The organism is Cyclobacterium roseum, from assembly GCF_010119225.1.
In the GTDB taxonomy this organism is placed as follows: Bacteria; Bacteroidota; Bacteroidia; order Cytophagales; family Cyclobacteriaceae; genus Cyclobacterium; species Cyclobacterium roseum.
In genome coordinates, this window is the sequence record NZ_WNKF01000009.1 from 1 (window position 1) to 22,966 (window position 22,966).

15 protein-coding genes and 1 pseudogene are annotated in these 22,966 nt (G+C 46.1%); 9 read left to right on the forward strand and 7 right to left on the reverse strand.

Annotated features, from left to right (window positions below):
* Window positions 1-55 precede the first annotated feature (55 nt).
* Window positions 56-313 carry a hypothetical protein gene (locus tag GJQ68_RS13480; protein WP_162417785.1) on the reverse strand — a complete coding sequence of 86 codons (258 nt, stop codon included), beginning with the start codon at window positions 311-313 and terminating at the stop codon, window positions 56-58.
* A gap of 32 nt (window positions 314-345) precedes the next feature.
* On the opposite strand from GJQ68_RS13480, the gene GJQ68_RS13485 reads away from it, so the two are divergent.
* Window positions 346-492 (forward strand): hypothetical protein, encoded by a 147-nt coding sequence (locus GJQ68_RS13485; RefSeq protein ID WP_162417786.1) that lies wholly within the window; start codon window positions 346-348, stop codon window positions 490-492.
* 257 nt (window positions 493-749) lie between these two features.
* Here GJQ68_RS13485 and GJQ68_RS23330 read toward each other — a convergent pair.
* Both GJQ68_RS23330 and GJQ68_RS13500 read right to left on the reverse strand, forming a co-directional pair.
* Window positions 750-1,145: pseudogene (locus GJQ68_RS23330) on the reverse strand (SOS response-associated peptidase).
* Between the two features lie 195 nt (window positions 1,146-1,340).
* Entirely contained in the window at window positions 1,341-3,539 is a 2,199-nt protein-coding gene (locus GJQ68_RS13500) for a penicillin acylase family protein (protein WP_162417788.1), read from the reverse strand.
* 1,371 nt (window positions 3,540-4,910) lie between these two features.
* Here GJQ68_RS13500 and GJQ68_RS13505 point away from each other — a divergent pair.
* The 4 genes from GJQ68_RS13505 to GJQ68_RS13520 all read left to right on the forward strand — a co-directional run bounded on the left by GJQ68_RS13505 (window position 4,911) and on the right by GJQ68_RS13520 (window position 11,992).
* Window positions 4,911-5,843 carry a heme-binding protein gene (locus GJQ68_RS13505; RefSeq protein WP_162417789.1) on the forward strand — a complete coding sequence of 311 codons (933 nt, stop codon included), beginning with the start codon at window positions 4,911-4,913 and terminating at the stop codon, window positions 5,841-5,843.
* 35 nt (window positions 5,844-5,878) lie between these two features.
* Window positions 5,879-7,909, forward strand: a complete 2,031-nt coding sequence (locus GJQ68_RS13510) for a flavin monoamine oxidase family protein (RefSeq protein WP_162417790.1) — start codon at window positions 5,879-5,881, stop codon at window positions 7,907-7,909.
* 287 nt (window positions 7,910-8,196) lie between these two features.
* The gene (locus tag GJQ68_RS13515; RefSeq protein WP_162417791.1) at window positions 8,197-9,981 is read left to right on the forward strand and encodes an alpha-keto acid decarboxylase family protein; all 1,785 of its coding nucleotides are present in this window, start codon (window positions 8,197-8,199) and stop codon (window positions 9,979-9,981) included.
* A 562-nt stretch (window positions 9,982-10,543) separates the two neighbouring features.
* Window positions 10,544-11,992: a zinc metalloprotease gene (locus GJQ68_RS13520; RefSeq protein WP_162417792.1), complete on the forward strand. Its 1,449-nt coding sequence runs from the start codon at window positions 10,544-10,546 to the stop codon at window positions 11,990-11,992.
* A gap of 302 nt (window positions 11,993-12,294) precedes the next feature.
* Here the strand turns inward: GJQ68_RS13520 and GJQ68_RS13525 are convergent, their stop codons facing one another.
* From GJQ68_RS13525 to GJQ68_RS13540, 4 genes are all read right to left on the reverse strand, one after another.
* A complete protein-coding gene (locus tag GJQ68_RS13525) occupies window positions 12,295-13,452 on the reverse strand; it encodes a DUF4221 family protein (protein WP_162417793.1) in 1,158 nt (385 codons plus the stop codon).
* Window positions 13,453-13,735: 283 nt separating this feature from the next.
* Window positions 13,736-14,980: a polysaccharide deacetylase family protein gene (locus GJQ68_RS13530; protein WP_162417794.1), complete on the reverse strand. Its 1,245-nt coding sequence runs from the start codon at window positions 14,978-14,980 to the stop codon at window positions 13,736-13,738.
* Between the two features lie 405 nt (window positions 14,981-15,385).
* Window positions 15,386-15,772 carry a hypothetical protein gene (locus tag GJQ68_RS13535; RefSeq protein WP_162417795.1) on the reverse strand — a complete coding sequence of 129 codons (387 nt, stop codon included), beginning with the start codon at window positions 15,770-15,772 and terminating at the stop codon, window positions 15,386-15,388.
* Window positions 15,751-16,161: a HEPN domain-containing protein gene (locus tag GJQ68_RS13540; protein ID WP_162417796.1), complete on the reverse strand. Its 411-nt coding sequence runs from the start codon at window positions 16,159-16,161 to the stop codon at window positions 15,751-15,753. Before GJQ68_RS13540 ends, GJQ68_RS13535 begins: the two co-directional genes overlap by 22 nt.
* Before the next feature lie 480 nt (window positions 16,162-16,641).
* Here GJQ68_RS13540 and GJQ68_RS13545 point away from each other — a divergent pair, with 480 nt between their 5' ends.
* The 4 genes from GJQ68_RS13545 (at window position 16,642) to GJQ68_RS13560 (ending at window position 22,922) form a co-directional block, all read left to right on the forward strand.
* A complete protein-coding gene (locus GJQ68_RS13545; protein WP_162417797.1) occupies window positions 16,642-17,772 on the forward strand; it encodes a dienelactone hydrolase family protein in 1,131 nt (376 codons plus the stop codon).
* A gap of 335 nt (window positions 17,773-18,107) precedes the next feature.
* Window positions 18,108-19,385: a hypothetical protein gene (locus GJQ68_RS13550; RefSeq protein WP_162417798.1), complete on the forward strand. Its 1,278-nt coding sequence runs from the start codon at window positions 18,108-18,110 to the stop codon at window positions 19,383-19,385.
* Window positions 19,386-19,584: 199 nt separating this feature from the next.
* The gene (locus GJQ68_RS13555; protein ID WP_162417799.1) at window positions 19,585-20,502 is read left to right on the forward strand and encodes an endonuclease/exonuclease/phosphatase family protein; all 918 of its coding nucleotides are present in this window, start codon (window positions 19,585-19,587) and stop codon (window positions 20,500-20,502) included.
* Between the two features lie 821 nt (window positions 20,503-21,323).
* Window positions 21,324-22,922 (forward strand): sodium:solute symporter family transporter, encoded by a 1,599-nt coding sequence (locus GJQ68_RS13560; RefSeq protein ID WP_162417800.1) that lies wholly within the window; start codon window positions 21,324-21,326, stop codon window positions 22,920-22,922.
* The last annotated feature ends 44 nt before the right edge of the window (window positions 22,923-22,966 follow it).

Here is a 22,966-nt window from a genome sequence, read left to right on the forward strand (position 1 = left end):
GAATATTCCGGAAAAATAGCCGCATAAAAAAGGCTGCCCTTTTCGGACAGCCTCATCAAGGTTTCGATTTCCTGGTCTTCCGCCCTTTCGGAGCAGCTTCCTTTTTGCTGATATAGGCCGTATGGGTTTTTCCAAATTGGTCCGGCTCTTTTAGGGAGGCGACTTCAAATACCAGGTATTCTTTGCCGTCGTAATCGACCATATGGTCCTTAAGAATTTCCTCTAATGTTTCTTTGGAGATGGATACCCGGATGATGTTGAGGTCCTTTACCTGGGTTCCTTTGCCGATGTAGAATTTTTCAAATTGTGACATGACGTTATCTGTTTAAGGTTTGAAATTTGATTATGCTCAAGAGAACGGGGGATGCCAGGGACACCCAAGCCAAGGGCCGGGCAAAAAAATGGTGGAAGGCTTCCTTTGGAAAACCCTATTTTTTTGATCGGGCGACGCGTATCCTTGGCGGGTGTACCGCTGCCCCCATCTTTGCATGAATCATAATTCACAACTGGGAACGGGATAGGCCATGGCATTGGAAAAGCCTTCAATAAAAAGAATCGAGAAATGGTCCATTGCACTGAAAGGGATTATCCAACTAAAGAAAATAGAGGGATTCGAGGGCCATGGACGAACGGCTATTAAAGATTCTGAAATTTGATGTTACCACGGGAAGTATGAATAAACGAAAAAGGAAAACCCCATCCAGCTTATAAAGAAAAACTGTCTAAAAGCGCATAGAGGGCTAATTAATCTATTCCGAAACCGGATCCAGAATACCCGGGTGATTATTGCCTGGTTTGTTGACCTCCTTGGATATTTCGTATGCCTCCATGGAATCGGCCGGATAAGCGTTCAACAATTTTAACAGATCTTTGGGATTTTGATCGGGATCCAACCATAATTTTTCTTCCTCCCTGGTCAAAATCACTGGCATTCTGTAATGGATTTTTTCCATCAATTAATTCGGTGCAGTGGTGATGATAGCGTAGGAATTGTACATTTCCCCTTCAGGATCCTTCCAACTCGACCAGAACCCGGCGAAGAAAAATACATCTCTTTCAGGAAGGTGAATTCGGAATGGTTGCTTTTCATTGCCTTCCGGTATTACGCTCCTAAAGTCGAATAATTCCTGGGTTTGTATTGGTATTTACAAGTTGACAGGAAAACATGCCAATGAAATGTTGCAATACCAATTCTTTTGGCCTGGAGAGCAATATTCCTTGATCGGTCCATAAATTTTATCGAATTTATTGTTAGGCGATGAAAATGGGTTTTTAGCAACAGTTTTTAGCAACAGTTCATAATATTCTTATTTTGTCTCATTATTAAATAATTATCAGTTTCATTGTCCCGGTCGGTATATCTGGACCGCATTGTTTTTCACATCCTCCAGGCTTGTCCATACTTTTTTAAACTCACCGCGGCCGAAAAGCTCCGACTGGTCCTCGTAATGCGGCGATTGGGGATCATTGCTTTGCCCGAAAGGCATAATTGACCGGGCCCGCACCTTAGGCCCAAATTCTATGACACTTACATAAGAGTTCCCACCCCGACCGTACCAGCGTTTCTGTCCCGCAGCGGGCATAGCTTCTATATCGTGAATCATTCCGAAAAGGGCAGGCCCCCCTGCGACAGGTACACTGGGGCGGGCGTCGCTGAATTCCCCTTCGAGGGGACGTTGGAGCCGGAAGAACTCGCCCCAGGGAACAAAGGGAGTGCTCCAATCCCGCTCCAACGCAGCGATAGTTTTCTCCAGGGCCCGGATTTGTCCCCAGGGCAGGGTGTCGATAGGCATCAATTGAAAATAACCCCAGGAGGGCGAACCACCGTCCACTGTACGGTAGTCTACTGACCATCGGGTGTAAAGTGTCATTGCGGTGGATTCCATACTGCTCACCTGATCCCATTTTTCGAGCGAATCGATAGCGGGCCGTAGCTTTTCTGCGCGCTCCTCATCTCGATCGGCTAGATCCCGCCACTCCGCAAGCAAAGCGGGAATGTCCTCCTCTGCCTGGAAGACCTTGCGGCTGGTAGCAGCCGCAATCCACTCCTCAAAACTGAAAATCCCTGGCCGGGTTAGGATATCCTTGGAAGCCTTCCAGCGGGCAGACGAATGGGAAGCAAATATTTTATGGACAGGGTTTTGCGGGGTCTCGCCTACCATGTACTTGGGAAAGAGTGCAGGATCCGGGTTTTCCCCTTCTGATGTGGCTATGAATGGAGAAGTGTTGGTATTAACAATCCAACCGCATTCGGGGTTGAGCACCTGCGGAAGTTCTTCCATGCTGTGATAACCCTGCCATTCAGTTTCCGGATCACTTCCATCCAAAGGAAGGTCATAGTTGAATTTCTCATTGCGTTTTGGAACTGCGCTGTTATAGAGGTACCAGATATTTCCCTCCCTGTCGGCATATCCGATGTTGTGGCTCATAAGGCTAAGGCTGCCCACAGCCTTCTGGAATTCTTCAAGGGATTCGGCACGTGCCATGCTGTGTAACTGCTGAAACAGGCCACCTTCCTCATATCGGGCAATGCGCATGGCCAAGGGTTTGCCATCCCTGATGGCCACTATGGGACCATGGTGTGACTTTCGAAAGCTGACCTCCCGGTCCACCATCCCTGAATCTGTGGTCACGGTCAGGTTCTCCGTCCATATTTCTGCCCCCCGATAGCTGTCTCCATAGCGATAAGACAGGGAGTCCGTTGGGTGGTCAAAGGACAGCTCATAGAGGTCGAGGAGGTCCGGCAGATCCACCGTGATTGCCCATCCATGGTGGGGGCTGTGACCAACTATGGGGAATGGATAGCCTGGCCAAAAGGCCCCGTAAATGTTCATCCCTTCCTCACTTAAGAGATGTCCCTCCCTTAACGATAGGGAAGCATCTAAAGATACATGTGGGTTGATCAGGAGCATAGCATGGCCACTTTCAGACCTTTCGGGACCTATCATCCACATATTCGAAAGATTTTGCACCGCTCCATCAACCGCCATCTTTTCCAGATCGGCTGGAGCAGGGCCCTCGGGGGATGAAGAAGGTACTCCATATGCAGAAATAATTCTGCCAAGGGCGAACATATGCCAGGGTTCGAAGTGTGACAACACTTCATAATGCTGTTCCGGATGTTGTGCCAAATAGTAATTGAAGGCATGTGCCCACGCCTCTGCTATTGCCCGAAACTGCCGGGAAGCCTGTTTGTACTCCTCCCGGGAATGTCGCTCCGTTTCAAGCGCCCGGACCCGCAAGTCAGTACCGAAACTTTCCTCTCCGTTTACTTCCGAAAAGCGGCCTATTGCCGTTAGTATGTTTCGCTCAATATGGTAGAAATTGTCTTCAGCGAGCGCATACATCAGACCGAAAACGGCCGCCGCATCCGTTTCACCATGTACATGAGGAATGCCGTAGGAATCGCGGTAAATGGTCACCTGCCTGGCCAGATCTTCAGGATTTGTTTGCCCCTGAACGCGGGACAGAAAAGCAGGTAAAAACAAGTATAGAATCAAAGCCAAAAAAACGGTCGGTTGGGATCTTTTTTGTTTCATTTCCTTAGCATGATTTTAAAGTTTTGGGCTACAGCTTTGACTAGTACTTTCAATTATTAAAATATCGCTTCTCCCGGTTGGGCCATGAGTTTTATTTTCCACTAAAGAGGGTATAGGAGCATCACAACTAAGAACTTGTTACGGCAGCAAATATCCGCCGATTCTGAGCCCCTGCGCTTCCCTTGTTATGGAATATTTACTATATTTTCTATTTAACTTATTCAAGTTCAGATTTTTACAGGAAAAAAGAAAGGATTGTAGTATTTTTAACGATAAGAATCTTGCCTGCATTCGTCTCCGTTTTTTTAGTTCAACTTTTCAAAAGTTCTAAAAAGTGTTTGAGGTTTAGAGCTCGATTTTGGATGGAAAAACGAAATTCATAGTATCCGTCTGATGGTAAAAAGGGTTTTGGGTTAGGCTACAAGAGACAAAGGCCAATCTATTTTCACCGATAAATTCAATCTGATAACGGCTTAGGGATAGCAGTGGAAATCCTTTTTCTGTTCTAGAAGATTGCCGGGAAAAAGATTGGAATGGAAGCGAAGCGATAGCCCGACTTGCAGGGTAAGCCCCAAAAAACATCCTAAGATTAGGCTTCAACCTATTTCTTTCGTATTTCTGACCTATTTATACCGGCGTAAATTGTCCCCCCGAATAAAGCCTTTGACGGAAGGTTTACGTGGCATTAAAGGCGTTAAACGAACACCATTCCGTCCATAAGATGAGCATTCCACCCTGGCGTATTTCAACATTACAACGTAAAGCATACCGGTGATTCCGGGGGAAAGAATGCGCATCGGTCGTTGCACGGAAATAGCGTTTAAGCAGAAAAATAGCTAACCCGACTTGGCGTAACGAACGCGGATGGAAAAACACGAAAAGTCGAACCGTTCCAAATAAGGGAAAAATAAGCAATCCATACGGCGGGTTGGGGATCCGATCAGTTCTAGCGCATTTACCTACAACGTGGTTTTCACAATAGCGAATAAACAACTGAAAAAAGGAATCCCGTCCCTATAATCTATTCTTATATGCATTTTTAGGCATGTAAATTAAATATATTTGATTACATTTAAAAAATGCTGGGCAAAACTTGGGAGAAAAAGGCTGCGCAAGCGTCCGCCCCACCCAAACCAGAAGGCGATGGGCTGTTTCGAAAATACCATCCGTCTACAGACTGCGAAAGCGATCGGTTTGACCACCCATTGCGGCAAATGACATTTTCAATAAGTGGAAACTAAAAACCACCTGTAAAAAGGCGGTATCCGAAAAGCCAATTTTATACCAGAACAGGAAAAACACCTGTTAACCGAAGCCATTAAACCTAAGCTTATCATTATTTTTCATCATTCACTTTAACACTCAACCTTTATGCTTACCACAAAAAATTTCAAGGAAATGCTCGCCGAGGGTAGAACCTTAACGCATGCTCCGGCTGACGAAGACGCGCTCGGTCCCCTTAAACAATTAACCGGTGTTTGGTCAAACGTACCCAATCTGGCCGGTCATGGTTGGAACATGATCGCGCTTCCCTTCATCAAGGAAGGATCTTCGCTAAACTACCGGCTGCTGCTCAATCAATACAATGAGAAACACCAGTTTGGACTGGTGGATAAGGGCGTTCCAAATCGAGGCGTGGACCTCAATGAACCGGAAAATACGGATCAGTTCGTGGCCACGCTGGACTACGATCAATCCATTACCCAAATCGCAGCGATGGACTTTCCTGAAAGCGGGGAAGCAGGTCCTTCAGACCTACCCATACACCACGAGCCGGGCTTATTTTTACACCTGACCAACCTGGCCACCACTGGTTTTGACATCGCCAGACTTGGTTCCATCCCGCATGGGAATTCGGTGTTGGCGTTAGGAAAGGCCCGAACAATCGACGGTGCTCCGACAATTCCTCAGGAAAGCGGCTTACCGATAGGTTTTAAAAAGCTCGATAACCCCTACCTGGCTCCGTATAAGCATTTTCATGAAAACCTTTTTCAGGGTGTTTTCGACCCTACTATTCCGAACGACTTGCTTGCCAAAGCGAACGAGGGAGTCGCAATTGTAAAAACCACCGAGCTGATGTTTGACTCCACCATTGAGTCCGGTGGCATTTCCAATATTCCGTTTATCCAACGGCAGGCAGATGCCAGCAGGATGACCGCTACGTTTTGGATTCAGGAATTAGCGGATACCGATTCGAACGGTGATCCGATTTTGCGGCTCCAATATACCCAGACCGTCATTCTCAACTTCTTTGGCATTGACTGGCCACATGTCAGCATCAATACCTTACAAAAAGTCGTCTAATCCACCGTATTTTTATAAACCCAAATCAGAAAAAAATGGCACACTTTAAAGTCAATAATCTAAAACACCCCGAAGGGCACCAGGTACCAAAAAAAGCCCCCGTGGTGATTGTAGGAGCCGGTATGGCGGGTCTGTATACGGCCTGGCGGTTGATCAACGAGAAAGGGTATTCACCCGAGGAAATCGTAATTCTTGAAAAACTCAATCGTACGGGAGGGAGACTGGACTCCGACCTGATCCAATTTGAGGGGGCCACGGTCAAAGAGGAAGAAGGCGGCATGCGCTTTACGTTTGACAGTATGGATAACCTGATGGCACTGTTTATGACACTGCCAACCGCCAACGAGAGCGGTGAACCCAATCCGGGAGAGGAGCTTATCGCCAGGCAGATCGTTCCTTTTCCCATGCAAAGTGGTGGAAACAATAGATTATATTTCAGAGGGGTTCCTTTTAAACAAAAAGAAGCAAACAGTACCTGGCCCCAACTGTACAATCTTACCGAGCAGGAAATTGCACTGAGCCCCTCGGAGATTATCAATAGCGTTTACAATCAGATATTGGCTGCCAATCCGGATTTTACGGCCAAATACCCAACGGCGGAAGACCGCAAGGGGCCGGCCTATTGGCAAGACTTCCGCATCGGCTGCCAATGGGAGGGGCTGACCATGAAAGACTGGTCGCTATGGAACCTCTTTGCGGATATGGGCTACAGCAATGAGGCCATTACCATGGTGTATCAATCCTCCGGATTCAATGGCACATTCCTTTCTCAAATGAACGGCGGAGTTGCCTACCAATTGCTGAAAGAATTTCCAGCCGATCCACAATTTCGCACCTTGAGTGAAGGCTTCAGCACCTTACCAAATGCCCTTGCAGCGCAACTAAGCAAAAAGTCCATATTCCTGAACACCACCGTTACCAGTCTGAACCAATCCGACGAGGAGGGCTACACGCTGGATTACACAATCACCAATAAACATAGTCAGGAGGAAAAAAGGGGACAGATTCAGGGAGCGAAGGTGATTCTGGCGCTACCCAGACTGGCATTGGAGACGCTGTTCATCCGATCCAATACGTTCAATGTACTGGACAAAAGCAAATCGGATGAATTGTGGAACACCCTTCAAACGGCCACTAACCAGCCCCTACTCAAGATCAATTTGTATTACCCAAAGGCCTGGTGGTATAACGAGACGCTGGTAGAAAAAGGAGCTCTCGAATTCGGTCCTAATTTTGCCGATTTGCCCGTCGGTTCCATTTACCCATTCTATGCGGTAGACGATGCGTTGGCTGCGGCCCTGGAATATCAGCAATACATGAAAGAGCACAATCAACCGATTCCGGAAGATATTCAGCAAAAGGTAGATGAAATCAATCAGCGTAAATCTCAGAAACCAGCAGCGCTGACCATCTACTGCGATTACATGAATATCAATTACTGGCTGGCCTTGCAAAAGAATGGACCGCTTTTCACGTCGGCTATGCAGGAGGAAGAAAACAAAAAAGAGCATCAGGTAGTCTTTGCCGCTTCGCAGAAGGTGGTAGAAAAGGCGACTGAGTACTTTAAGAAAGTGTTCAATGTGACCTACATTCCTCAGCCTGTCTTGACCAGTGCCCGTATTTGGGCCGGAAGTACCGTTATCGATAAAGAAGCCAGCGAACGATTTGGATACGGTGTACACCAATGGGCTTTGCATGCCGAAGACGATAAAACGCAGGAACTACTCACGGAACCCTTACCGAATGTATATACCTGCAATGAAGCCTTTTCAGATTATCAGGGCTGGGTAGAAGGTTCGCTGCGTTCGGCCAACCTTATGCTGAAAAAATGGGGATTGAATGCGTACAGCGACGTATTCCAGGAGAAAACCGGGAAGACCCCCGAAGAAGCTGTCAGTAGTTTCTACAAAAAGAACAGCCTTGAGCAAATTAAAACGTATATCGATCCAGATTTTCAGGAGTTCAAAGAAATCGATCCGTCAAAAGCGCGCGAGAATGTTCGGCAAAGCCTGAAAGCAGATGGCGTTTCCCATGGCACTGCCTTGACGCATTACGACTTACCCTAAGCCCAATGAAACGGTCTCAGCAACCGACGATTTCCGGATTCCCGGATCGCTCCTGGTAACCGACTGGATTCGGACCAGGAACAATGGCCGGCTTCTGGGACCGTATCTTTTTTTGAACACCTTTTAACCAAATCACGGACATGAAATTGACACGATTAAAATCATCATTAAACACACGGGGCATTGATTATTTTAATCGTCAAAGATCCTCCCGATTTAGTATCGGGACAGGCTATCCCGATAAATCGAGACAAGTTGTGGCCCATTAAAAACCAAATTATAAACACATGAATACCGAAACGACGGTGGCGGGATACCTAAAATCCCGTATGGAGGAGCTTGGAATAGCGTATATGTTTGGCGTGGCCGGAAATTATACCGCCCCATTGCTCGACACCATCCTTGCCGATTGCGATTCTTCAATCAAAATAATCAACAACTCCAATGAGATCACGGCAGGCTTTGCTGCCGATGGCTACGCGCGCGTCAAAGGAAAGCCCAGTGCCGTATACGTGACCTATAGCGTAGGCCCCTTCACCGGGCTCAATACGATTGCAGGAAGCTTCGTAGAAAAAGTACCGATCTTGCTGATCAACGGAGCGCCCACGAATAAGGAAGACAGCAATGAAAAAAATGTGGGGCTTCTGTATTCGCATACTACCGGCTACGAATTTATTGACATCCACATGTTTAGACCGATTACCGTGGCTGCCGAGCGCATCACCAATGCTGCCCAGGCACCCTTTCAAATCGACTCGGTACTAACGGCATTGCTTACGCACGGCCGACCCGTTTACCTGGAAGTGACGGAAGACGTATGGCGTGCGCCGTGTAATGCACCGGAAGGAACATTGAGCTCTGGAAAAGGACGAATCGTGACCGTAAGTGAAGCAAGCAATGCCATAGCAGCTGCCATGAAATTGATCAGGAGCAGGCCAAAATCCATCTTTTGGGCTGGAATTGAGTTGCAACGCCTGGGCTTGCAGGAAGAATTCCTGGAGCTTCTTAAGGTGACCAATGACCAACATGCCCAGCCTAATGAGCGGATTCACTTTGTCACCTCAGCCCTGGGCAAGTCCTGTATCGCGGAAGACCATCCCTATTTTGACGGCTGTGTTACCCTGACAAAAGATCAAATCAATGCACTGGTCGGCGATGATGGCGTGATCATCGGCATCGGTGCCTGGACAGTAGGCAAGGATACGGAAAATCAAAATATCAGAAGTGACCGAACCATTATGGCAGCACACGATGGGGTGTTTGTAGGTTCGGAGTTTTTCCCCTTGGTGGATCTAAAAACCTTTATCGTTGCCCTTACTGAGGCATTTAAAACCGCGCATACACTGAATTTAACGGGCATCCATCCGGCGCTAAAGCGGCTGTCCCTGGTTGAGACGAGTGATAAGGGCATGGGCTACACGCCGTTTTTCAAAGAATTGGAGACCTACATCAACCAGGAAAAAGACACCGTTCTTGTGGTAGATGCCGGATTTCCCTTGATCGGGGCACAAGGTGTAACCATTCCCGAGAGAAACGGCTTCGTGGCCCAGGCTGCCTGGTTAGCGATCGGCTACTCCGTAGCGGCGGCTACAGGGGTAAAGTTTGCCGTACCCAACAAGCGCGTGATGGTAGCGGTGGGCGATGGTGCCTTTCATGAGACCTGCCAGGCTGTTGCAGAACACCATGCGAATGGTCAAAACACCGTCGTATTCGTATTGGTGAATGGGATTTACGGGATCGAACAATATCTGGTAAACCCCAACCCCTTTCGAAAGCCTCCGGTCGATTATTCCGATAACTTGTTGGATGCAAACTATTCGTACAACGAAATTCCACGGTGGAACTACAGCAAAATACCCGATGCGATGGGTGGTATTGGCAGAAAAGCAGGTACGGTCGATGAGCTACGGACCGTTCTGGAGGAGATCAGGCAAACCCCCGATGAGAATTTTGTCGTAGAGGTCAGCATCCCCTCCAAAGATACTCCGGAGGTCTTGTGGCCACATTTGCCTGGTGCAATCGGAGAAGACGAAACAGAAAACCCCAATTGGCCACCAGAATCTAAGTTTTAGTTGCGGCTCTTGATATACCTGGAAGACCGGATCAACCGCTTCATCGGATGGGTGGACGTGGATTACCGATGCCGTAATATTACCAGCCTCGCTCTCCCCTCCTGAAAACAGGAGGGGGCTGGAAGGAGGTATTTAGACGTCGCTTCTTACTTATGTACCCTGTTTATCTTTAGAATCGTTCAAACGAACTACTTTCCTACCGGCTTTCTGCGTTTAAAGAAAAATGATTTGCCGCAGTGCCCATGTAAATTGCAAGTAATCCGAAAGGTTGACGGGTGGAAAAGTCGTAGGGCCCGTCTATTTTGATCCCGCAGTCTGACCCGAGCAAGGGATCCCGTACGAGACAGGTACGGGTCTTCCCGATAAATCGGGACAAGCAGTAACTACCCTATTACTGGCGTAAAGGAACTTTTTATGTGGTGGTATTGGTTTTTTAGCAAATTTTTTATACCTTTTAGCGGTTTGGTACGAAAGAACCCGGCGGCAGGTAGTTTTTTTTAAAAATGGATGGACTACTTTTTTTCGGGACGCGGGAAGCAAGGCAATTTATCAACCCCCTATCATGCTACACAAAATCGTTACGCCCCTCCGTTCCTGCCTGGGTATGGTGGCCCTGCTGCTCGGCAGCAACTGCGGCAGCCCCCCCGCCGGTTGTCCGGATTGTTCGGACGATTTACAGCTCCCGTCCATCTTGCCGGAAGAAGTCCCTTTCCGCATGCTACAGGTGAAGTGGAATGCCCTGAACGGAGCCCCTTCCATTGACGATCCTTCGCTGCTTTGCGAGGAGAACTTTGGGGAGGTACTCCTAAACCGGCACCTGCGGGCAGGGCTTTGCAACTGGACACAGTGTAAGATCCTGCTGGGACCCGTCATCGGTTCGACGGCTACTTTCGGATTGTTCGACGATCCGGATCTCTCCGTTGGCGTAGCCGGTGACGTGGTGGTGAACAATACCGCACTCACCCCGGAAATCGAAGAACTGGCCATCTTGAGCGACAACCACTGGAATGCCCAGCCTACCGGGGTAACCGGTCTCGCTGTTCGTTCCTTTGTCAATGCCGATGGCACGGACAGTCCGATCAACGGTATCGCGTTTGCCAATTCCGGAACCCGGCCTTTTTTCTTTATCGGCGACCTGGAATTCTTTCCCAGCGCACTTGGAGACGTTCACCGAAACACGGAGCGGGTGCTGGCCCACGAACTGGGTCACGTTCTCGGCCTCTGCCATGCAAATGGAGATGACGGGGTGGCGTGCAACAGCGGCTTTGTCGATTTTAATGATTTTGGCAACCTCATGTCTGGTATCGGCAGTTCGGCTTCGAGTAGAACGCTGGAAGTAGCGCAGTGCGATATCGCGCGCACCCGCTATGCGGACCTTTTCTTTCCGGTAGCCGATGCCCAAAGGCACATCGTGTCCCTGTTGGACGAAAGGGGGGAACGCTTTGCCGCAGCCGATAAATCCCTTGACCTGTACAAAACGATGGTGTTCAAACGGCTGTCCGAAGCGGGCGAGTTGACCGTACTTATCGGAACGAATGGGCTGTTTACCGAACGAAAGAACGACTACTGGCTGCTGCTGGATGTAGATAACAATGAGAATACGGGACTGGCCGGCCGTCAAATCGTAGAAGGAAGTGATCAGGAAGGCGTGGATATGGCCCTGCAGGTAGAAGTGAGCGATAGCGGCGAGCGCAGCAAAACCACCCTGTATACTGCCGAATCAAGCGCATTTCGGCCGCAGTCGCTGGCACCGGGTCTTTTGAGCACGACGCTTGTTACCAGCGAACTGTACACCTCTTCGGCGGAGGCCTGCCAACGCGTTCCCGTATTTCAGGAAATCGAAATCAGTCTTTCGCGGGAACTGTTGGCTAACGGTGGTACGGCGGAGGAAGTTGGCCGCTTATTTCCCAACGGCCTCAGCCTGCAAACGATCGCGGTCGGCACCGCTGCCAATGGGGAAGCAATCCTCGACAAATGCCCCGAGCGCCCGCGGACGGTTCGTTTGCATTAGCTGTAACCCTTCGGAGATGCCAGGATGCATGGCTCCTTTTACCTGGGTTCCTTTGCCATTTTCATAATGTGAGATGACATTTACTGATTTAAGGTTTGAAACTTTATCGTTCCATCGTATTCGGGAACTGCAGGGACGCAAAAGCCAAGGGCCTTGCAAAAAAATTACCGAAGGTTTCTTTTAGAAAAACTATTTTTTGAACAGGCCTAGCAAAGGCGGTTAAATGGCTGCTCCCCTATTGGCATGAATCGTGGTTTAGAACCGGAGTTTGTTCTCAATAATCAAGATTTTGGTAAAAAACGCTAGGAATCCAGGTCCAAGCGTACAAATGCCAATTCGTCATGGACATTCAAATAGAGCCACACCTTTCCATCTTTAAAAAATGGTTTTTGGGGAATGGGCGTCGAAAAAAGTTTACCAATACCATCTGCTACCGCTGCCTCTTTGATCACTTCAAACGAATCATTGAGAATACTGATAAACACGTTGTGGTCATTCATTTCCGGCAGCCCTTTGTCATTCATTTTTGGTAGACCTACGATTGAAATCCTAACATACTGGTTATTGGTCGAATCGCTCATTAAGGGTAAAAAGGTGACCTCTTTCCCAATCTCTATTTTTCGAATGTTAAATTCTTCTCTTGAATTGACCTCCCTGGTATAGGTACCTACTTTTTCTGGTGCCGTTAGGGTTGGTAGGCAGGGGTAATATTTCAAGTTTTCCTCGATTAAATCATATACGGCGATTTTGCTAAACACGGGATTGGTGATTACGAGTTTATTTCCTAATCGAACAATTTCTGTGTTTTGGGGAGAAACGGATGCCCCTCTTCCTTGCTGGTATCTTACCGTAAAATCTTTTGCCTTCTCAAATCCATTTAGCTTTACTTTTCTTAAAACATCCGTTTCCTCGTTTAGGATAACGAAAAATATTTCTCCGGTATCATGATTCTCCACCAAGCCAAAAATGATATTATAATCCTTGGTAGGAATAATTTTCGAGGTGAATTGTTCGCCTTTTACTAATTGATCCCCTTCAAAATTTCGTCCTATTAAAAGATACTCTTTCAGTTTTTTCTTTTCAATGTTGAAAATACTTGTGGAAAAATGACTCGTCAGGATTAAATTATTGTTGACATCAGCACTTACCCCATACACATAATCACCAAATGCATTGGGCCCATCCTCGTCAAAATCCATTTTTTCTTCAAACTTCAAGGTTTCCAGATTTATCCTCTCCAGGTAGGGACTTGTCCCGCCAGAATTAAAAAGGTACTTGCCATCATTGCTGAGACCCGAAAAATAAATCCCGGAACGCAGGTTGATAAAATCCTCTCCTGTATCGATCAAGACCGTATCAATGGAAACCTCCAATCCATTCACATTCTCATTCCCAGATGAGGATTGATCACAGGAATAAAATGAAAGTGTTATTAAAAATAGAATGAGAAGACTTTTCATAAGCCTAATTTTGAACTAATATATCAAACAAACAAATTTTATGGTATAAAAACCCGATTCAAGGGTCTGGTATTCAGCCATTATTTCACATGCTGATCGGTAAACTTAAAGCGCTTATTGTCCAGTTGAGCCTTAAAAAAGCTAACCTTTTAATGGCCATTTTAGAAATTATTCAAGATGCCGGTATAAAGAAAAAAACAGAAGCAACCTTTCCCTGGATCATCCAGCGGGTTAAATTCACCCTGCACATTTGTTGATCGGTTTCAAGTGTATATTCTTCTGATCATTTTCCAATCGGCACCAGCGTCAGGGCTTTTAAATCCATCAATGCTCCATCGTCAAATTGCTCGCCGGAAGCCACGATGATCCGGTTAAAATCCTCCTCTAATACCAGTTCACCTATCTTCGCCTTCTGAAAGGTCTCCCAGGATCCGGAAGGTTTTACGATCCCTTCAATGGTCTGATCGCCAGAAGTCAGCACAAAAGATTTTCCAGCCTCTTCGTCTGAAACAGACCATTCCATCCACACTTCATACCTGCCTTTCTCTGGCAGGTTCAGGTCCCATTCTACTCTATCTTTTGCCGTAAACCAACCAAAGGCATTCCACTCAGGCATGTATTGGATATCGGGGCCTATGCCTTTGCCCTTTTCCGCTGTAAGGTAGACGGTTCCATTTGCAGAAGGCCGTGAAATTCCGGGAATATTTAAATTACCCTTCATAGCAGTCCGCTTTTCCTGAACGTATTTGGCAACGGTTCCCACCGGTGCGATCCAGATACCGTTTGCCGGATCATTGGCATAGGCACAAAGTTTCCTTAGCATGCTCAGGTACGTGGTTTGATTGCCCTCCGTATTGGTCTCATGCCCGGCCAATACCAACCATTGCCGGTTTTCAGCAGCAGCCTCTATCAGGGGCAACATTTCTTCAAAAGACTTGTTGTCCATCTCCATACCGGTAAGTTGGGCCATATCTACATAATAGGGATCCACCGGCGCTTCATCTTTCCAGCCCCTTCCTGAGAGAAATAGTTCCGAGATCAAAGGCACATAACTTTGGGTGCGTTCCCCTTTCCCCACATAGGTAAGTCCGCAGGGGTAGGCAAAAACTTCCGGTGTGACCCCCAGGAGCCGCTCAACTTCATCGTTTGCTGCCATCAATTCCTTCCGCATCCGCTGTAGGGTATAATCTTCCAGGGCCTTGTTTCTGGACCAGACAAAATTGCCGCTACAAGGGTGGTAAAGCGAATGATTACCAATCTCATGTCCTGATGCAACCACCTCTTTCCAGCCCGGAATATCCCGCTCCATACTAGCAGGAACCACATAAAAAGTAGCCTTTACCCCATACTCATCCAATAAGGCGGCCCCTGGACTGGGATTGCTGGCCCGGGCATCGTCAAAACTCAGACTTATGGCCATTTTTTTACCCTCCGGCCAGGGAAATTCCGGATTTTGAGCTGCTGCGCTAGCTATTCCGATTATCCAAAAGCTGATAATCAGCAAATTTTCTGAACGTATTAATTTCATAGGATTATATTTGGGTTTTTAATGGCCATATGCCTTTCTGTCGGCATTCAAGTGTGCTATGATCTCTCTTGTCCCCCCTCCATGCCTGACAGAAGTCAGAAAGGTTCAATTTCATACAATGAATTTTGAACTAATAAACCGAATAAGCAAATTTAATGACCCGAAAAACAGTTTTACAGGCTATTTATATTCACCTTTAATCGCCTAACGAATGCGGAATAGTAACAAGTCAAACTTGTAATTTCCGGAAGTTTTTAAACTGAGTTTTGATATATGAACCGCTAAGCTGGAAAAGAATGCGTTGTAAATCTAAACGAATTTAGTTATAAATAAAAAGTAAAAAGAAATGGGATGGAATTAGAAATGCGTAAAGCTTACGGGGATCAGTAGCTAAATCTTGTATATTTAATTTACCCGGTAAATGTAGGCATCTTTAATTAATACTCCGTTGATAACATTTCCACTAAACCTTATACCTGAAATACCTGGACCTGTGGTTATTGCCATTTTCAAAATTCCAATTAATTGGTCTTTTGGACTAATTAGCGAAATGGCCTCTAATGGTATATTAATTTCATTCTTATGATCCTGTAAAATTTTTTGAACTTTGGAATATAATTTTTTCGGCCCTACTAAATCAAAATCGGGAGCCACAAAAAACAATCTCCATTCTTCTATATCATCTAAAAAAAACCAAAAAGCACTGGATATGCTCAGATTTGAATCGTCCAAGGCCTCAAGTACCTTCTTTCCCTCCTCAATATCGATATTTACCAATGTTTTTTTATCCATGTCATTATTCCATGTTTTTTGGTTGTAATAGCTGAATATAAATCCAAAGCTTCCAATTCTGAATTTCTTCTATACCGGCTAATTTCGGACCAATCTTTTACGAGGGTCCAATTTAATTGAAAATTGGGATCAATTAATCTATTCCTCAGATCTATTTCCAATCCCGCAATTTTTACAAGCTTAATTATTTCATGGGTATGACTTTCAACAACAACCTTTTTATCAGGGAAATCATATTGTTTTGTTTTTTTAGCAATACATGCCTTTAACGCACATTCCACGCTATATCCGCATAAATAATAAGCTCCATCATAGAATTGATTATCCAACAGGATTTTTCCTTCCTTTATCCTTAATCGAGACAATTCTTGAAGGCTATTTCTATTCATTAATACTAATTTTTTTAAAATCAGCGTCAACGGGTCAAAATTATGGACGCGTTAACCTCTCGGAAATTCTCTTCTTTGTTTTCCCAAATTTCCCTAAAACTAATTAATTTTAGACTTTATTTACCCGCTAATTCCTATTTCAATATACTGGAAAAATACCATTACACCAAAGATGGGGTTAGGGTTTGAAATCAAATTGGTATAGAAACCTTAAGCGTTTCCTACAGCGTTGCCAGAAGTCTGCTTTTGGCCGAGGGATTGCTAAGTATGCCATTCGGCAGATGGAGATGGCAATAGGCTTGCTTCGGCAAATAGCTATTATTCTTCGAAAAGAATGGATGAATTTCACTCCGCGAAGATAAATACCCGACTTGGCTCCGGATCTTTTACCTGACTTGAAGGACTTATCGGGCAAATACCGCCGGGGTAACCTATTTTAAATTTTTTGGTATATTAGACAAGTCAAACTAATAGGTTATTATGTCAAAGATTTATTGCAAGCCCCATTTTATCCTAATTTTTGTTTTACTGACAGCTGCCTTGAATGCGGTGGGCCAAAACAAATACCTGATCTCTCCTGAACGGGAAACCGCCCGCACGGATGCCTACGAACAGCAACTGGAAAATTACCTGCGCCATTTTCTGGTAGAGGAGTACGAGGCCCGTGCGGCCAAGCGGTGGAAACGGGATTACAGCAGCCCTGCGGCCCTCGAACGAAGCGTCAGCCCCAACCGCAGGCGATGGGAAGAAGTGTTGAGCCCGCCGGTACTCTCCAAGACCGGCCCGCTCGAAACCAAACCCTACCCCCTGGGAAAACTGCAGGCCGAATGGCTGACCCTTCCCCTGGGTATCCTGACAGCGGAAGCGGTACTCGCCTATCCGGAAGGCGCAAGCCAACAGCGGCCGGTACCGCTGGTCATTGTGCAACACGGCATTGGCAGTACGCCGGAAACGCCTTTTACCGCTGGGGCCTACCACGAATACGCGAAGGGATTGCTTGATGCGGGGTTTGCCGTACTCGTACCCATGAACCTGCGCTCGGTGGAGCGACGCAACAACGTGGAGCGCTACGCCCGATTGGCGGGTACCAGCTTGCCCGGAATAGAATTGGTTCGGGTGCAACATTTATTGGATAGCGTACTTGCGGACCCGCGCCTGGACGAAGGGCGCGTCGGAATGTGGGGCGTTTCCCTGGGAGGAATGGCTACGATGTTTTGGATGCCCCTGGAATCCCGGATCAAAGCGGGAGTGGTGTCGGCCTGGTTCAATGAACGCCGAAACAAGATGGCCGTGCCGGATGCGCGCTATTCCAGCTTTTCACCCCGGGAAGAACACGCTTTTTTCAACGGTTGGCTGACGGAATTTTCCGATGAGGACCTCGTTTCCCTGATCGTGCCCCGGCCGTTGATGATACAGCACGGAAAAAACGACAACATTGCCCATTGGCCGCAGGTCGTGGAAGCGTATGAAAAAGCAATGGTTCATTATCGTAAACTAAAAATGCCAGAACGGATAGAACTAATACTACATGAAGGAGGTCATGAGGCGATAGTGGAGGAAGGGGTAAGGTTTATGACTCACTGGCTAACTGGAACCATTAACGAAAAATAGCTGATTAAATCGTCCTTTCCGACTACATCGGCCGCTTTTCCATTTACACACTGCTACCAGGTTAATAGCAGGGATTTTTTTTTAACACAATGAATTCCCAAGAAAAAGCCTTTGAGAATGGGTTTTCTATTTAAAATTTGGACTAATTTCATTAAAGCCTTTTAAAAACAGTTTTTAGTTGAACTATATAATCGACTTAACCCTTTTATATACCCAATAGACTGAAAATTCCAGAGAGAGTAATCCGCTTTTTAAAAATACCCTTTCTCCCCCTCTATTAGACAAATTATCACCAGCTTAGAAGTTTGATTAATTTTCCAAGTACCAATTCCTATATGAATAAAACATTAGTAATCGCAACCGTTTTTTTGATTTTTAGTGGCACACTTGCTTCCCAGACCATTATAGATGCTTCAGAAAATGATTCATCAGGTATAAAAACACTGGAAATACGGAGTCAGGATTTTATTTCAGTGTTTTTGGATTGCCGAGGCTGCGACAACAACTTTATCCGACAGCAGATAGATTTTGTCAAGTACGTTAGAGATCCGACCTTAGGACAAGTGCATCTTTTTATAAATTCTCAAGGTACCGGCAGCGGTGGACGTGCATTCTCTCTTTCATTTATAGGAAAAGGTGAATTTGAAGGAATCAACAACAAATTGACATACACCTCTCTCCAAACTTCTACCAGAGATGAAGAAAGAAAAGGACTGAATTCCATTATAAAATTAGGCCTGGTACCTTATGTGGCCCACACTTCCATAGCTGAAAAGCTTGTCGTTTCTATTTCTGACGTGGAATTTCAGCAGGCCCCTGAAAAGGATAACTGGAACAATTGGATTTTTGAGATTTATGGAGGCATCAACTTTGAAAAAGAAACAAGTAAAAGTGCTCTTGACCTGAGATACGGTTTTTCTGCGGATCATATTACCGAAAATTGGCGAATTCGCCTTCGTCCCTATTTCAATTATAATCGAATAAATTTCATTAGGAACGAGGAAGAATTCCAGAGTATTCTTCACCGGAACGGATTTTATGGCCGCGCAGTAAAAAGTATCAATTCCCATTGGTCGGTGGGTTTATTCAACACCATGATTTCTTCGACTTATGGAAATATTGACTTTGGAATCTCCCTAAGGCCCGCTATTGAATACAGTTTTTACCCTTATAAAGAAGCGCTTCGAAAGGAAGTTACCCTCGCCTACAGCGCAGGATTTGACAGGCGAAATTATATGGAAGAAACCGTATTTGGAAAACTTGCGGAAACCCTTCCCAATCATGCACTGGAATTTGGGGTGAGAATCCGACAACCATGGGGTTCGATACGGGTAGAGCTTGAGGGATCTCAGTTCCTACATGATTTGAGCAAAAACCGGCTTTCTTTTGAAAGTGACCTTTCCTGGAGAATCTATAAAGGGTTGTCCGTCAACTTAAGGTCTGAATTTGACATCGTGCGGGACCAGTTATCCCTGCCTGCAGGAGATATATCAGTAGAAGACATTTTGTTGCAGCAGCGTCAGCTGGCTACCAGCTATGGAGTCTCGGTAACATTTGGAGTCGCCTATAGCTTTGGATCCATGTATAACAGTGTCGTGAACACCAGACTTTGATTTTTTTGCAATTTTAGGCTAGCCAAACGTAAGGAACAATGCAGGATGCTATTTTAATTCGGTAAAAACGTGACAAGTCTTTTTAATCACCTTCAAAACTAAATTAGGGGTCAGCTTTTTGCAGACGATGGCTGAAACAGGTTTCGGTAGAAGCTTCCGCTGAAAATTTGCTATATTTAACCAACCAAATCTCCATCGAATGAACCGGCTTTTTCTTATCCTGGCAATACTTGTTTTTCATCAGGGAAACGCCTCCGCCCAAAACCAATCCCTCAAAGTCATCAGCTACAATATCTGGAATGGATTTGACAGGGGCAAAGACCAGGAACGGGAACAGGCCATGATTCAATGGCTAAAAGAACAGGACGCAGACGTCATCGGCTTTCAGGAGCTCAATGCCTTTACCCCGGAGAAGCTCGCCCGACTCGCCCGGGAATGGGGACACCCCTACAGCCTGCTGCTCAAAGAAGATGGATTCCCCATCGGCATCACCTCAAAAACACCCTTGGAACTCAAAGGCCGCCTACTAGGCGGATTTTGGCACGGGATGCTGCATGCCAAAACCCGCGACATCGACTTTCTGGTGGTCCACCTCAGCCCCCAGGATTGGCAATTCCGCCGGTCCGAAGCCGAGATCGTTTCGACCTATATCGAAAACGTACTGGTCAAAAACGGACAGGATAAATACATGGTTATTGGGGATTTTAACGCCCACTCCCCCTTTGACGCCGGATTTGACCTTGCCCATCCGGAAACCCTTCGCCGCAACCGCGAAGGCGATCGACAGCGATTCGAAGAAAAAGGTGCGGAAGCCTTTCAAACGCTTCGAAACGGCAGCTTTGACTACAGCGTCATGTCCCGGTTTTTATCCCTTCCCCTGATCGACGTGGTCCAAAACCATACGGAAGAAAACCGAAAATCCTCCTTTCCTACGCCCTTGATTACGCAAGAACTATCTCCCGAACAACGGACCGGCTACCAGCAGCGCATCGATTACATCCTGGTAAGCCCCTTTTTCGAATTTCGCTGTACCGATGCCCGGGTAATCAACACCGGAACACCGGATCGGCTGTCCGATCACTATCCGGTCGTCGCATCCTTTGCCTGGGATGAATAGTCCTGAAAAAAAATTTTCGATAAAATTGGGATATTGAAGGATTTCGCTGAAAAAGGAGCACACCCCAATTATCCGCAGCAAGGAGAATTATGAATAGCTGACACTATCTGAGCCTTTGTGAGCTTGCCACAGCAGAAGTCCAAAAAGATTAACTATTCATCACGAGAAGCGAGTGATGGATTGGGCTATGATATTCATTCATTCCATCCGGATGGGAAGCCAAAATTTCATTGTAGGAATGAGGGTAAAATTTTCTTCCTTTTTCCCGATGTGCGTAAAAAATCAATAAAATTACCTTTATATCGCATACGCAGGTAAATTTTACCCTTGTAGCTGATTATGTTTGACAGAACTATTCCATACAACGATCTCCCCCTACTCTCTCCAACACCCCTTTTTACATTAGCGCATTGATGTGCTACCACTTACCGTTGAAAAGTAACTACCCAACGCAATGGATATTTTCCTTAACGATATTTTAGTTCTTTTCTAATTCCGTAATCTCTTCTTGCTTATCGGGAAGTTCGATTGTGTCATGTACGCAGCCAAAACTACCCCCAAAATCCTTTTACCCATACTCGTTTGTCCCGCCAAACCTGCTTCTTCAGGCTTCTCCCTGCAGGAGAATAAAAAATATATTTAGGTCTTTTGCCCTAGATTGTATATTTTTGGCCGGATTAGTTTTTAAAAAAATGCAGGTATGCATCCGAATGGCCTTTGGAAAGATAGGGCCTATTTACCAGATCGGGAGCTCGGAAGATAAATTCAACCACCAGCTTTCTGTTCAGGTATAGGTTGCTCTGTGGAACAAACTGTATGCTATGAATTCAATGGAACTAGTAGATCTTTTGGTCATCGTAGGCTACCTGCTAGGCATCGTCGGTATCGGGCTTTTTTCCGTTCGGAAAAAGAAACAAACGAGCGAGGGCTATTTTTTAGCGGGCAAGTCATTGTCCTGGGCCGTTATAGGTGCCTCGCTCTTTGCCTCCAATATTTCTACCGTACACCTGGTAGGGCTGGCCGAATCCGGGTTTACGGATGGCATCCTTTGGGGAAATTTTGAGTGGTTCTCCGGAATTGAACTCCTCATCCTTGCCTTTGTATTCATTCCCTTTTACCTGCGCACCAAAATCACTACCCTGCCCCAGTTTCTGGAAAAACGCTATGATTCCCGATCCCGGGTGGTATTGGCCATATTCAGCATCCTGGCAGCGCTTTTTATGCACATTGGGGTAAGTTTGTATGCCGGTGCCGTCGTATTTGAAAATGTATCCGGAATCAGTATTCCGGTTTCAATTGTCATCATAGCCCTGGCGACGGGGGTATATACGATTGTTGGAGGATTGACTTCCGTGGTGATTACGGAAGCGGTTCAGACAGTCATTTTAATTGCCGGTTCATTTACCATTACGCTACTAGCCATCTACCGCTTGCCGGAAATCGGCATTACTTCCTATGAGGAACTTAAAGTAGCCGTAGACCCGGATCGCTTGAAAATCGTAAGTTTTGATACGGCCAAAACGGGGTTTTCTTTCACCGACATGCTGTTTGGACACCTGATTTTGGGCCTCTGGTATTGGTGTACGGATCAGACCATTGTTCAGCGTGTATTAGGTGCCCGTTCGGAAAAACAGGCCAAGCTAGGTGCCTTATTTGCAGGGTTCCTAAAAATCCTTCCCGTATTCATCATGGTAATTCCAGGTATTTTAGCCTTTGCTTTGTTTCGGCAAGAAATAGGAAATGACACCAAAAGTGTCCTGCCGGTAATGATAACCCAATTAATGCCGATCGGACTGAAAGGGCTCATGGTGGCGGCCCTCCTGGCTGCAGTTATGAGCAGTGTGGCTGCGGCTATCAATAGTTGCTCCACGCTGATTGTTTATGACGTATTCAATAAACTAAAACCCAACCTACCTGATAGGAGAAAAATCTTTATCGGAAGGGTGACGGGCGTGGTGGTCTTACTTTCTGCTGTGATTTGGTCCCCTTTCCTGGGGAATTTGGGAACTATATTTGAATTGATCAACCAAATGTTTTCCATCCTTGCTCCGTCGATCGTAGCCGTTTTCCTGTTGGGAATACTATCTTCCAGGGGAACGGCAAATGCGGCGTTCTACACGCTATTGATCGGCAGTTTGTTCGCTGCTTCGGTCTTTATTGTGGAAAAGTACCTGCCCATCGGAGGAATTTCAAATTACATATCCAGTCCTGAGGGGCTGGGTATTAACTGGCTAAAACAAACCTATCTGTTCTTCATTTTCTCTTGCTTGCTCTACGCCGCTATTTCCTATTTTGATAAAAAAGACCAGGTCATTTTCCCCGGGTTTTACCTGAAGGTACGCAGCCCTTCCTCACTTGTCAATTGGCTGAGTGTGGTTTTATTGCTGACCATGCTGATTTTGTACTGGACTTTCTATTAAATAAGAAAATAAATCGCATACCTGAAAAATTAATTCATTCTTAG